This window comes from Pseudomonas amygdali, assembly GCF_002699855.1.
Lineage (GTDB): Bacteria > Pseudomonadota > Gammaproteobacteria > Pseudomonadales > Pseudomonadaceae > Aquipseudomonas > Aquipseudomonas amygdali.
The window spans coordinates 1-12626 of record NZ_LKBW01000053.1 but is presented as its reverse complement, the minus strand read 5'-3'; the positions used below and the strand labels follow the sequence as shown (position 1 = coordinate 12626).

At 59.6% G+C, this 12626-nt stretch carries 11 protein-coding genes; 5 read left to right on the top strand and 6 right to left on the bottom strand.

The features are described from left to right. Nucleotides 1-147 precede the first annotated feature (147 nt). Together cysS and AO277_RS05925 are read right to left on the bottom strand one after the other, a co-directional pair. Entirely contained in the window at nt 148-1530 is a 1383-nt protein-coding gene (cysS, locus tag AO277_RS05930) for a cysteine--tRNA ligase (RefSeq protein ID WP_044319728.1), read from the bottom strand. A 19-nt stretch (nt 1531-1549) separates the two neighbouring features. Then, nucleotides 1550-3244, bottom strand: a complete 1695-nt coding sequence (locus tag AO277_RS05925; RefSeq protein WP_044319727.1) for a glutamine--tRNA ligase/YqeY domain fusion protein — start codon at nt 3242-3244, stop codon at nt 1550-1552. Nucleotides 3245-3452: 208 nt separating this feature from the next. Between AO277_RS05925 and AO277_RS05920 the strand changes: the two genes are divergently transcribed. Both AO277_RS05920 and lpxH read left to right on the top strand, forming a co-directional pair. Continuing rightward, nucleotides 3453-3956: a peptidylprolyl isomerase gene (locus AO277_RS05920; RefSeq protein WP_004661308.1), complete on the top strand. Its 504-nt coding sequence runs from the start codon at nt 3453-3455 to the stop codon at nt 3954-3956. Continuing rightward, nucleotides 3953-4699 carry a UDP-2,3-diacylglucosamine diphosphatase gene (lpxH, locus tag AO277_RS05915; RefSeq protein ID WP_002552722.1) on the top strand — a complete coding sequence of 249 codons (747 nt, stop codon included), beginning with the start codon at nt 3953-3955 and terminating at the stop codon, nt 4697-4699. Before AO277_RS05920 ends, lpxH begins: the two co-directional genes overlap by 4 nt. A gap of 274 nt (nt 4700-4973) precedes the next feature. Here the strand turns inward: lpxH and AO277_RS05910 are convergent, their stop codons facing one another. From AO277_RS05910 to AO277_RS05900, 3 genes are all read right to left on the bottom strand, one after another. Further along, nucleotides 4974-6284: an MFS transporter gene (locus AO277_RS05910; RefSeq protein WP_044319726.1), complete on the bottom strand. Its 1311-nt coding sequence runs from the start codon at nt 6282-6284 to the stop codon at nt 4974-4976. Nucleotides 6285-6432: 148 nt separating this feature from the next. After that, the gene (locus AO277_RS05905) at nt 6433-7383 is read right to left on the bottom strand and encodes a 1-aminocyclopropane-1-carboxylate deaminase/D-cysteine desulfhydrase (protein ID WP_044319725.1); all 951 of its coding nucleotides are present in this window, start codon (nt 7381-7383) and stop codon (nt 6433-6435) included. Between the two features lie 25 nt (nt 7384-7408). Next, nucleotides 7409-9448, bottom strand: coding sequence for an NADPH-dependent 2,4-dienoyl-CoA reductase (locus AO277_RS05900; protein ID WP_044319724.1), 2040 nt, complete (start codon nt 9446-9448; stop codon nt 7409-7411). Nucleotides 9449-9651: 203 nt separating this feature from the next. On the opposite strand from AO277_RS05900, the gene AO277_RS05895 reads away from it, so the two are divergent. Together AO277_RS05895 and AO277_RS05890 are read left to right on the top strand one after the other, a co-directional pair. After that, nucleotides 9652-10785, top strand: coding sequence for a nitrilase-related carbon-nitrogen hydrolase (locus AO277_RS05895; protein WP_002552718.1), 1134 nt, complete (start codon nt 9652-9654; stop codon nt 10783-10785). A gap of 2 nt (nt 10786-10787) precedes the next feature. Beyond that, a complete protein-coding gene (locus AO277_RS05890) occupies nt 10788-11828 on the top strand; it encodes an AraC family transcriptional regulator (protein WP_044319723.1) in 1041 nt (346 codons plus the stop codon). A 6-nt stretch (nt 11829-11834) separates the two neighbouring features. On the opposite strand, the gene AO277_RS28950 is transcribed toward AO277_RS05890, so the two are convergent. Further along, nucleotides 11835-12254: a hypothetical protein gene (locus AO277_RS28950; RefSeq protein ID WP_236691276.1), complete on the bottom strand. Its 420-nt coding sequence runs from the start codon at nt 12252-12254 to the stop codon at nt 11835-11837. Nucleotides 12255-12375: 121 nt separating this feature from the next. On the opposite strand from AO277_RS28950, the gene AO277_RS05875 reads away from it, so the two are divergent. Then, a partial coding sequence (locus tag AO277_RS05875; protein WP_143492720.1) for a pyridoxal-phosphate dependent enzyme occupies nt 12376-12626 on the top strand: 251 nt, incomplete at its 3' end.

The following is a 12626-nucleotide window of genomic DNA, read 5'->3' as shown; positions in this document are numbered from 1 at the left end:
CAATATTCTTTCACGGCTGCGAGTTTTGCCTGCACTGTATATTTACCCATGACGCCTCCAAAGGTTGCGTCCAACCTTCGGGGGTCATACCACTCCGCGTGGGAATGCACTTCGTGACGCTCCGCATCACTTAGCCGGCTTATTTGATCAGTCCGCCAGACGCCAGGTCGTGCCGCCCTTGCCGTCTTCCAGCAGTACGCCCATGGCGGTGATCTGGTCGCGAATCCGGTCGGATTCGGCCCAGTCCTTCGCCGCGCGTGCAGCCAGACGTGCCTGAATCAGCGCTTCCACTTGCGCTGCATCGACCCGCCCTTCCGCGCCTGCACGCAAAAAGTCGTCGGCTTCCAGCTGCAGAACACCCAGCACACTGGCCAACTGCTTCAAGCGCGCCGCCAGACCCGCCGCTGCGGTGACATCGGATTCACGCAGGCGGTTGATCTCACGGACCATTTCGAACAGTACCGCACACGCTTCCGGCGTGCCGAAGTCATCATTCATCGCCGTGCTGAAACGCTCGACGAACGCTTCCCCACCCGCAGGCTCGGCAACCGGCAACCCCTTGAGCGCGTGATAGAAGCGTTCCAGCGCCGCCTTCGACTCACGCAGGCTGTCTTCGGAGTAGTTGATCGCGCTGCGGTAGTGGCTGGATACCAGCAGGTAACGCACCACTTCCGGATGGTATTTCTCCAGCACGTCGCGGATGGTGAAGAAGTTGTTCAAGGACTTGGACATCTTCTCGCCATTGATGCGAATCATCCCGCAGTGCAACCAGGCATTGGCGTAGGCCTTGCCGGTGGCCGCTTCGCTTTGGGCGATTTCGTTTTCATGGTGCGGAAACTCCAGATCGCTGCCGCCACCATGAATATCGAAGGTGTCACCCAGGCAGCAGGTCGACATCACCGAGCATTCGATGTGCCAGCCCGGACGCCCTGCGCCCCACGGCGACTCCCAGCTCGGCTCGCCGGGCTTGACGCCTTTCCAGAGCACGAAGTCCAGCGGGTCTTCCTTGGACTCGTCCACTTCGATCCGCGCGCCGATGCGCAGGTCTTCGATCTTCTTGCGTGACAGCTTGCCGTAACCCTGAAACTTGCCGACCCGGTAATACACATCGCCGTTACCCGGCGCGTAGGCATAGCCCTTGTCGATCAGGGTCTGGATCATGGCGTGCATGCCGGGGATATGATCGGTGGCACGCGGCTCCATGTCCGGCTTGAGGATATTGAGGCGCGCCTCGTCCTCGTGCATGGCGTCGATCATGCGCGCAGTCAGCGCGTCGAACGACTCACCGTTGTCACGCGCACGATTGATGATCTTGTCGTCAATGTCGGTGATGTTGCGCACATAAGTCAGCTCGTAACCGCTGAAGCGCAACCAGCGAGTCACCAGATCGAACGCCACCATGCTGCGGCCATGGCCCAGATGGCAGTAGTCGTACACGGTCATTCCGCAGACGTACATGCGCACCTTGTTGCCATCCAGAGGTTTGAATACTTCTTTGCTCTTGGTAAGCGTGTTGTAAATAGAAAGCACTATCTGCCCCTCGGACATCTCAGGTCCAGGAATCCCGCAACGTGACCGTGCGGTTGAAGACTGGTTGACCAGGTTTCGAGTCCTTGATGTCCGCGCAGAAATAACCTTCGCGTTCGAACTGGAAACGGTCTTCCGGTTGCACGTGTCCCAATGATGGTTCAGCACGACAACCGGTCAGCACTTGCAGGGAATCAGGATTGATATTGTCCAGAAAGCTCGCGCCGTCTTCGGCTTTTTCCGGGTTGGCGGAGCGGAACAGGCGGTCATACAGACGCACTTCGCATTCAACGCTCTCGGCCGCTGGCACCCAGTGCACAACGCCCTTGACCTTGCGGCCTTCAGGGTTCTTGCCCAGGGTGTCCGGATCGTAGGAGCAACGCAGCTCGACGATATTACCCTCTGCGTCCTTGATCGCTTCGTCGGCGCGAATCACATAGCTGCCACGCAAACGTACTTCACCATTGGGTTCAAGACGTTTGTAGCCTTTTGGTGGCTCTTCCATGTAATCGTCGCGATCGATGTAGATCTCCCGCGAAAACGGCAGCTCGCGCATGCCCAGGTCTTCTTTCGGATGGCGCGGCAGTTCCAGCTTCTCGACCTGGCCTTCCGGGTAGTTGGTGATGACCACTTTCAGGGGGCGCAGCACACACATGGCGCGCGGCGCGCTGTGGTCCAGGTCGTCGCGAATGCTGAATTCGAGCATACCGAAATCGACCACCCCGTCAGAGCGGTTGGTGCCGATCATTTCGCAGAAATTGCGAATCGATTTCGGCGTGTAGCCACGACGACGAAAACCGGACAGCGTCGACATGCGCGGGTCATCCCAGCCACTGACGTGTTTCTCGTCAACCAGTTGCTTGAGCTTGCGCTTGCTGGTGATGGTGTAGTTCAGGTTCAGCCGCGAGAACTCATACTGACGCGGTTTGCACGGCACCGGCAGGTTGTCGAGGAACCAGTCGTACAGCGGACGATGGCTTTCGAACTCCAGGGTGCAGATCGAGTGGGTGATGCCTTCAAGGGCATCCGACTGACCGTGGGTGAAGTCATAGATCGGGTAGATGCACCACTTGTCGCCGGTCTGATGGTGATGCGCATGACGAATGCGGTAGATGATCGGGTCACGCAGGTTCATGTTCGGCGAGGCCATGTCGATTTTGGCACGCAGTACACGGGCACCATCTTCGAATTCACCAGCCTTCATACGCGCGAACAGGTCGAGGTTGTCCTCGACGCTGCGCTCACGGAACGGACTGTTCTTGCCCGGCTCGGTCAGGGTGCCGCGGTATTCGCGGGCCTGCTCGGGGGTCAGATCGTCAACGTAAGCCTTGCCTGCCTTGATCAGCTCGACCGCCCAGTCGTGCAACTGGTCGAAATACTGCGAAGCGTAGCGCACTTCGCCCGCCCACTCGAAGCCCAGCCACTTGACGTCACTCATGATGGCGTCGATGTATTCCTGGTCTTCCTTGGCCGGGTTGGTGTCATCGAAACGCAGATGCGTATCGCCACCGAACTCCTTGGCCAGACCGAAGTTCACGCAGATCGACTTGGCGTGACCGATGTGCAGGTAACCGTTGGGCTCTGGCGGAAAGCGCGTGATGATTTTACTGTGCTTGCCCGAGTCCAGGTCTGCCTGCACGATTGGACGCAGGAAATTGGTCGGTACGGCTGGGCCTGCCTTGGAATGGGCAGCGGGTTCTGGAGTGGGCTTGCTCATAGGATCCTTGGACATACGTGCGCGGCCAGGGTAGGCCGACTAAATCAAAGCGCTTATCATAGCCGAAGCTGTCAAGTCCCTGACAACAGAGTGCACATTTGAGGGCATAAAAGCTGCAAAAGCGCTGAAAAATGTAACCTCGTCCGTAAACTGCGCGTCAGGGTCATAATGTGCCCATTCATGCATGACTATTAGAGCGACTTTCCACATGTCCAAAGTAAAGCTGACCACCAACCACGGCGACATCGTTCTGCAACTGAACGCAGAAAAGGCGCCACTGACTGTAGCCAACTTCATCGAATACGTTAACGCTGGCCACTACGAAAACACGGTTTTCCACCGTGTAATCGGTAACTTCATGGTTCAGGGCGGCGGTTTCGAGCCTGGCATGAAAGAAAAGAAAGACAAGCGCCCAAGCATCCAGAACGAAGCCGACAACGGTCTGCCGAACAAGAAGTACAGCGTCGCCATGGCCCGCACCATGGAGCCGCATTCGGCCTCTGCGCAGTTCTTCATCAACGTGGCTGACAACGCCTTCCTGAACCACAGCGCCAAGACCGTTCAGGGCTGGGGTTACGCTGTATTCGGTGAAGTGATCGAAGGCACTGATGTCGTCGACAAGATCAAGGGCGTTGCGACTACCAGCAAAGCCGGTCATCAGGACGTGCCTGCAGAAGACGTGATCATCGAGAAAGCCGAGATCGTTGAGTGATACTGCTGATCTCCGATCTGCACCTTGAACAGGAGCGCCCGGACATTACCCGGGCGTTTCTGGATCTGCTCGCGGGCCGCGCCCGCGAAGCCGAGGCGCTGTATATCCTCGGGGATTTCTTTGAAGTCTGGATCGGTGACGACGCCATGTCACCGTTTCAGCTTTCAATCTGCAAGGCCCTGCGCGTATTGAGTGACAGCGGCACACGAATTTTTCTGATGCACGGCAACCGCGACTTCATGATCGGCAAGGGTTTCTGCAAGGCAGCGGGTTGCACCCTGTTGAGCGATCCGAGCGTCGTGCAGTTGAACGGTGAGCGCGTGCTGTTGATGCATGGCGATAGCCTGTGCACCCGCGATGAAGGTTACATCCGGATGCGCCGTTATCTGCGCCATCCGCTGACGCTTTTCATTCTGCGCCATTTGCCGCTGGGCACCCGGCACAAGCTGGCGCGCAAGTTACGCAATGAAAGCCGTGCGCAAACCCGTATGAAGGCCAATGATATTGTCGATGTGACGCCAGACGAGGTGCCGCGGATCATGCAGCAGTTCGACGTGCGTACTCTGGTCCACGGCCACACTCATCGCCCCGCGATTCATAAGTTGCAGATTGGCGATCAGGCAGCCAGGCGCATTGTGCTGGGCGACTGGGATCGTCAGGGCTGGGTGTTGCAGGTGGATGAGCAGGGTTTCAGTCTGAACTCATTCGACTTTGTGCCCGAGACGACTGCGCTGTTGAATTGATGGCGCGGGAACGCGGCTGAGAGCACAGCGGTTCTGCGATGTCAGGTGGATTGGGGTTCGTTTTCACCCCTCGGCGAGTTACTTTGAGGGGCCATAGCAACCAAAGCCCCTCGCTCCTGTTTCCGGCCCGACTTCGTCGGATTCCTTCGCCGTGTCACTAAGGTCGCACTCTGCGTCGCCAGTGCCATCGCGGTTGAAACGCACTGCGTTGGCAGCTGCTATTTATATGGCATGCCGATCGTGACGCTCAGGCGATCGACCCCATCACCGGCTCTTAGCCTGCAACGGGCACGTCATGCAGCGAGATTTTCGAGGTCTCCGGTAAGGCCAGGCCGCCAGCCATCGCCAATACGGCTACGGCAATGAGGTAGAACGCTGGCGACAGGTTGCTGCCCGTGACACCGATCAGCCAGGTCGCCACCAGCGGCGCGGTGCCGCCGAACAGGGTGTAGGCCATGTTGTAGGTGATTGCCGAGGCGGTATAGCGGGTGCGGGTCGGGAAGGTTTCCGATAACAGCGCTGCCGTCACTACTCCGCACAGCACTGCGCCCACAGCAAGCAGCATGACCCCGACGATCGAGGCAATGAACGAGCCGGAGCTGGCCATCAGGAATGACGGAAACACCACGACCATCAGCAGAGTACAGGCCGTTGCCATAGTGACCCGACGGCCTACCCGATCCGAATAGGCACCGGCCAGCGGACAGAGAGCAGCCGCAAAGGCCAGTGCGATCAACGACACCAGCAACGCCGTCGCCCTGCTCAAGCCGCCCGCCACTTGCAGGTAGGTCGCAAAGTAAGTGGTGAACATATAGAACGACAGCGCCGTTAACGACACGAACGCTCCCAGACAACACATGACCGCCGCGTGATGGCGCAAGGTGTCCTTTAGTGGCGAGTGAGCCACGGCGTGCTCTTGCGTGACGGCCTGAAATGCCGGGGTTTCGTCGAGTTTCCAGCGCAGGTACAAGCCGACCAGGCCCAAGGGCGCTGCAATCAGAAACGGCAGACGCCAGCCCCAACTGCCCATGGCCTCGGTCGACAGTGACGACTCCAGCGCGTAAGCCACCACTGCCGCGGCAGCGAAGGCGGAAAACGTCGACACCGGCACAAAGCTGCCATACCAGGCCCGCTGCGTGCGCGGCGCGTGCTCCATGAGGTAGGCGCAGGCCCCGGCATACTCGCCACCGGCCGAGAAACCCTGCGCACAGCGAATCACGGTCAGCAGAATCGGTGCCATCACGCCAATCGCCGCATACGTCGGTAACAAACCGATCAGCGTGGTCGCGCCTGCCATCAACAGGATGGTCATCGCCAGGGTCTTCTTGCGCCCGATGCGGTCACCCAGCATGCCAAAGAAAATCCCGCCCAATGGCCGGAATGCGAAGGCCACGGCAAACACGGCGAAGGTTTTCAACAACGCGGCGCTGCTGTCACCGCTGGGGAAAAATTGCAGCGCGATGGTGGTTGCCAGAAAGCCGTACACGGCGAAATCGAACCATTCGACGAAGTTGCCGATGGCCGCTGCGACGATGACCTTTTTCAGCGTGGCAGGATCGACTTGCTCTGCGGCGGTAGTTGTCATGGCTGACCTCGGCGTATTGATCTGGAATGGACCAATTATCGAGACAGCGACCCGGATGCCTCACTCCAGAAGTGTCATCCACGTAGTCATGGCCGACGTCTCGCCACCGATCTGCGCAGAATTCATGCCAAGCGCTCTGCGACAAGGCTTACAGGCCCATCGCGCGCCGCCCCTGCAGGCCACCGGTATGGACGAGGACCAGACGGCTGCCTGACTTGAACCGACCGGCCAGCACCTCATCGTGCAGGGCCAGCAAAGCCTTGCCGGTGTACAAGGGCTCCAGCGGTATGCCGCTATGCGCCTCGCTGCTGGCGATGAAGTCGAGCAGCGCGGCATCGGTTCTGGCGAAACCGCCCCGGCTGGCCTCCAGCAGAACACAGGCAGCGGGCAGGTTCGGCGAGGCGTTCACCTGCGACCCTGTGGCTTCTTTCAACACAGCCACGATGTTTTGAGCAACGCCATGATCGCCCGGCACCGCCATCGCGCCATATACCGGATGGGCGCCGGCCTCGGCCAACAGCAAACCGGCAAGCGTTGTGCCGGTGCCGACTGCCAGCCACCAGCCGTGATAATCGTCCCAGCCAAGGTGCCCGAGCTGGCTATCGACCATCTCCCGCAACCTTGCGCAGCCCAGCGCACCGGCAAGCCCGCCACCGCCTTCGGCAATCGGATACAGCTCAGGATATTGCGTCTGCCAGGGCAGCCAGAAATCTGCAGCATGTCGTGCTCGATAACCCGCATAGCCCAGCCAGTGCAATTGCATGCCAAAAGCTTGCAGGTCCAGTACCGTCGGCGTCTGCTGGGCGTGACCACGCAACAGGCCCACCGTCGGGAAACCGAAGCGCTTGCCCGCTGCCGCCAGCGCATGGAGATGATTGGAGTGTGCGCCGCCCAGGCTGATCAATCCCTCTGCACCCGCCTCGACAGCCTGGGTCAGGTGTTCGCTGAGCTTGAACCATTTGTTGCCGCTGATCAGCGAGTCAATAAGGTCCAGGCGCAGGCGCAGGATTGCCGCCTCCACCCCGGCATCTTGCAGCCAAGGCAGGTTCAAGCGTTGCAGCGCAGCAGTGGGCTGCCAGTCAAGGGCGTCAACAATCATCCGCGCAGTTTACAGACAAGCTGAATCAGAGCGCAGCGGCCAGACGCGAACCTTGATCGATAGCGCGTTTGGCATCCAGCTCGGCGGCAACGTCTGCACCGCCGATCAGATGGACGCTTTGCCCGGCGCTGACCAGATCGTCATACAGCTCGCGCAGCGGGTCCTGCCCGGCGCAAATCACAATGTTATCTACCGCCAGCAGCTTTTCCTCGCCGTCTTCACCAATGCGAATATGCAACCAGGCATCGTCGATTTTCAGGTACTGGACACTGTTTAGCATCTGCACCTGCTTGTTTTTCAGCCCGGTGCGGTGAATCCAGCCGGTGGTCTTGCCCAGGCCGTCGCCCACCTTGGAGCTCTTGCGTTGCAGCAGGTACACCTGGCGTGCCGGGGCGTGCACATCAGGTTTGATCCCGGCCACGCCGCCGCGCGCTTCAAGCATGGTATCGATGCCCCACTCTTTCCAGAACGCCTCGCGATCCAGGCTGGTGGCCACGCCCTGATGCACAAGAAATTCCGATACATCGAAACCGATACCACCCGCGCCGATCACTGCCACGCTGCGCCCGACCGGCTTGCGCTGCAAAATGACATCCAGATAGCTCAGCACCCTGGGGTGATCGATGCCGGGTATGGCCGGGATGCGCGGTGCGATACCAGTCGCCAGAATCACCTCGTCAAAGCCAGCCCCCAGCAAATCGTCGGCCTTTATGCGAGTGCCAAGGCGCAACTGCACGCCGGTTTCCTCCACCTTGTTACGGAAGTAGCGCAGCGTCTCGGAGAACTCTTCCTTGCCCGGCACGCGCTTGGCGATATTGAACTGGCCACCGATTTCGCTGGCCGAATCGAACAACGTCACCTCATGTCCGCGTTGGGCAGCAACGGTTGCGGCGGCCAGCCCGGCGGGACCGGCACCCACCACGGCAATTTTCTTCACCTGCCGGGTTGGCAGGTAGTTGAGCTCGGTCTCGTGACAGGCGCGCGGGTTGACCAGGCAACTGGTGAGCTTGCCGCCGAAGGTGTGGTCAAGGCAGGCCTGATTGCAGCCAATGCAGGTGTTGATCCGTTCGGCGTGCCCCGCCGCAGCCTTGTTGACGAATTCCGGGTCGGCCAGAAAAGGACGCGCCATCGAGACCATGTCGGCGTCGCCTTCGCTGAGGATGCGCTCGGCAACTTCCGGGGTATTGATCCGGTTGGTGGTAATCAGCGGCACCTTCACCGAACCACGCAGTTTGGCAGTGACCTTGCTGAACGCTGCGCGCGGCACCTTGGTGGCGATGGTTGGAATACGTGCCTCATGCCAGCCGATACCAGTGTTGATAAGCGTCGCACCCGCCTGTTCGACCGCCTTGGCCAACTGGACGATCTCTTCCCAGGTGCTACCGCCCTCCACAAGATCCAGCATCGACAGTCGAAAGATAATGATGAAATCCGCACCGACTGCCTCACGCACCCGCGTAACGATCTCGACCGCCAGGCGCATGCGGTTTTCATAGCTGCCGCCCCAGCGATAGGTGCGGTGGTTGGTATGTGCGGCGAGGAATTGATTGATGAAATAGCCTTCCGAACCCATGATTTCGACACCGTCATACCCGGCACTGCGGGCCAGCGTGGAACAGGTCACGAAATCAGCGATCTGCTTTTCGATGCCCTCTTCGTCCAGCTCGCGTGGCGTGAACGGGTTGATCGGCGCCTGAATGGCACTTGGCGCAACCTGCTTGCGGCTATAAGCGTAGCGACCGGCATGCAGGATCTGCAGGCAGATCTTGCCGCCAGCCTCGTGGACCGCACGGGTAACGATGCGATGCTGCTCCGCCTCTTCGGCATTGGTGAGTTTTGCCGCACCGTCGTAGACGCCACCCTCTTCGTTGGGCGCGATCCCGCCGGTCACCATCAACCCGACCCCGCCGCGTGCCCGCTCGGCAAAATAAGCCGCCATGCGCTCGAAACCACCCGGCCGCTCTTCAAGACCAGTGTGCATCGAGCCCATCAAGGTCCGGTTGCGCAAGGTTGTGAAGCCCAGGTCCAGCGGGGCCAGCAGGTGCGGGTAATGAGCAGCAGTCATGGCGAAGCTCCATCGAGTCAATCACGGGAAAACAAGGACCTCTGCGGGTCCTCTCATGGGCAACAGTAAAGACGCATCCAGCCCCACACTCAATGACCGAAAGTGACAAGTTATTGATCCAAACGCGCAGCGGCACTTGGCAAGCGACTGACGTCGTCCTACCCTAGTCGACAATTCCCTGATGGCAGCCAGCCGGCCTTTTTATGCGCAAACTCTTCGCCATCTGTCTGATCCTGCTGAGCATAGCCAGCCTTGTCAGCTACGCAGTCTGGACCGGACAACGTCCGGCGGGCCACTACCTGTCCGATCTGCGCATTCGCCTGGCAATCAATGAAGGCGAGCCCGGTGAACGCGGAAACATGCTGGGCATCGAGCCGGAGCTGTTCCCCACGGACTACCAGAACACTGACCGACTGCACCGCAAGCTGGCCGCCTATCTGCAACAGGCCCGCGATTACGGGCTGATCAACCACAGAACGGTGGTAGTACTCCCCGAGCATATCGGCACCTGGCTGTTCGCCAGTGGCGAGAAGGATGAGCTTTATCAAGCAGCAACAGTCGATGAAGCGATGGACTGGCTGTCCTGGAGCAATCCGCTGCAATTCATCACGGCGATGCTCAGTGCCGAAGGCCAGGACCGTTTGGATGACGCCCATCTGCGCCTCAAGGCACGATCGATGGCACGCGACTATCAGGCACTGTTCGGCGGTCTGGCCAAAGAGTTCGGCATAACACTGGTGGCAGGCTCGATTGTGCTGCCGGAACCAAGCGTTGAAAACGGTCAGTTGAAAGTCGGTAAAGGCGCCCTGTACAACAGCAGCCTGACATTCGGCAGCGATGGCCAGCCGCTCGGCCAGCCTCAGCGTCAGCTGTACCCGGACCGTTTTCAGAAACGCTACGTGCACACGGCGAGCGACGCACCATTGAATGTGCTCGACACGCCCGCAGGGCGTCTGGCCGTGCTGATCGGTAGCGACAGTTGGTACGCGGACAATTACGCACGCTTGAATCAGAGCGGTGCGCAGCTGATTGCGGTGCCTGCTTTTGTGATCGGCAAGGCCACTTGGTCCGAGCCGTGGCGCAAGCCTCGGCACTCAAGCATCGATATGGCAGCCGACAATCCAAGCGAGGGCGAAGCCTGGCATCGCCTGACCTTGATCGGCCGTCCAGCGCAAAGCAGTGCACAGGCAGGGGTCAGCGTGTTCATGCGCGGGCAATTCTGGAATCAGGGCGTTGCCGGGCAAAGTTTTGCCAGCCACGCAGGTCAGACAATTGCCGAACCGTCGTCTGACAATGGCCCCGCTGGCGGTGCCCGCCTGATAAACCTCTGGCTTTGACGATGCCGACCTTGACCCTGCGCCTTGGTGACCTGTCGGTGGGCTGCATCCAGAGTCTGGCCGGTGCGGTCACTCGCTTAGGCAAGAATCCTGATCCGCTGCTCGAGCAGTACGGTCTGGACCCCGCCCGCCTGAGTCAGGCGCGTGCGCGACTGTCTATCCCACGCTACATGCGCCTGGGGCATGCTGCCATACAGCTTACCGGCCAGCCCGGGCTCGGCTTGCACATGGGCCAGCTCAGTCGTTTCGCGCATGCAGGTCTGGCGGGCGTGACCGCCGCCCAGGCTCCCACAGTGCGCGAGGCCGCCCGCACGCTGATCCGTTTCGAGCCATTGTATGCCTCCAACTATCGCGGTCAGTCGAGCTTTCACGAGGATGCGCAAGGCGCCTGGATGCGCTTCTATTCAATCAGCCCCTATAACGCTTACAACCGCTTTGTTGTGGACTCGATTTTGGCTGGCTGGCTGGCTCAGCTCTCAACACTGGCGGGCACCAGACTACGTGCACAACGTGTCGAGATCGAATTCGATGCGCCTGACTACGCCGCGCAATACGCCAGCCTGAGCGACAGCCCGGTGATATTTGCCGCAGCCACCAATCAACTGCGCCTGGATCAGAGCTGTCTTGCATTACGCAACCCTGACCACTGCCCGAGTACCTGGCGGCATTTGCTGCAATTATGCGAAGGCGAACTGGAGCAACAGACCCGTACCCGCAGCTTGCGTGAACGCATTATTCAATTGCTTGGGCCGCTATTGAACGGTGGCAGGGAACCGGATCTGGAAGAGGTGGCGGCAAGGCTCAAGCTGCCGACCTGGACACTGCGACGCAAGCTGGCCGAGGAAGGCACATGCTTTCGCGCCGTACTCAATGACACGCGGCGTGATCTGGCGATGACTTATATTCGCGACACTGAACTGGCGTTCGGGGAGATCGCCTACCTGCTGGGGTTCGCTTCTGCCGAAGCCTTTCAACGCGCCTTCAAACGCTGGAACGCACAGACTCCAGGAGAGTTCCGCCGCAGCCAGCGCCAAAGCGCATGAAGCCTTTCATAACTCGGTAGCGTCGTCGGCAGGCTCTACCGGGTCCAGCTCCGATGCACGGTATTCAAGCAGTTCTTCCTGGTATTCGTCCATTTCTTCGCCCTCTTGGCTGATTGAGTATGGGTGATAATTAAAGCTGAAATAACTGACCGCAAGATCAACATTAAAGTGCCAATGTGAAATAAAAATGTTGATCCCTATCAAACAGACGAAAAAGATCGCCGCCGATTCAGCACGTCTCTCGATACGCGGCCAGCCAGGCACTATTGACTTGCAGGCCCGTGTCGACCTAACCTCAGGGCCATGAACCTCATCAAGCAAAACCTCGGCCAGATTATTATTACCGTCATTCCAGTCATGGCGGGTTAGCCGACGTTTGCAAAAACCCGCCCTGGAGGCGGGTTTCTTCTGTCTCCTGGGCAACATTATTGAACCAGGAGTCAGACATGATCGTTATCCCTCGCTCTATCGCCCTTCGCGCCTTCCTGAACCTGATTAGCGGTCTGCCATCTGTTGCCGCCCTGCGCATGTATGAGGGATCGACGCGATGAGCCAAGGCCAGCACGATCTGCTCAATCATTACGCCCGCAAAATCCTCACCTCCCGTGTTTATGACGTGGCTATCGAAACCCCGCTGCACGGCGCTCGCCAGCTGTCCGAGCGGCTGGGAAACCGGGTATTGCTCAAGCGCGAAGACCTGCAGCCGGTGTTCTCCTTCAAGATTCGCGGCGCGTACAACAAGCTGGCGCAATTGACCGCAGAAGAGGCCGCACGCGGCGTGGTCACGGCCTCGGCGGG

Coding starts and splice junctions, on each gene's coding strand:
- AO277_RS05925 (WP_044319727.1), bottom strand. CDS start 3,244: ATGAGCAAGCCCACTCCAGAACCCGCTGCCCATTCCAAGGCAGGCCCA.
- AO277_RS05920 (WP_004661308.1), top strand. CDS start 3,453: ATGTCCAAAGTAAAGCTGACCACCAACCACGGCGACATCGTTCTGCAA.
- AO277_RS05910 (WP_044319726.1), bottom strand. CDS start 6,284: ATGACAACTACCGCCGCAGAGCAAGTCGATCCTGCCACGCTGAAAAAG.
- AO277_RS05905 (WP_044319725.1), bottom strand. CDS start 7,383: ATGATTGTTGACGCCCTTGACTGGCAGCCCACTGCTGCGCTGCAACGC.
- AO277_RS05900 (WP_044319724.1), bottom strand. CDS start 9,448: ATGACTGCTGCTCATTACCCGCACCTGCTGGCCCCGCTGGACCTGGGC.
- AO277_RS05895 (WP_002552718.1), top strand. CDS start 9,652: ATGCGCAAACTCTTCGCCATCTGTCTGATCCTGCTGAGCATAGCCAGC.
- AO277_RS05890 (WP_044319723.1), top strand. CDS start 10,788: ATGCCGACCTTGACCCTGCGCCTTGGTGACCTGTCGGTGGGCTGCATC.
- AO277_RS28950 (WP_236691276.1), bottom strand. CDS start 12,254: ATGTTGCCCAGGAGACAGAAGAAACCCGCCTCCAGGGCGGGTTTTTGC.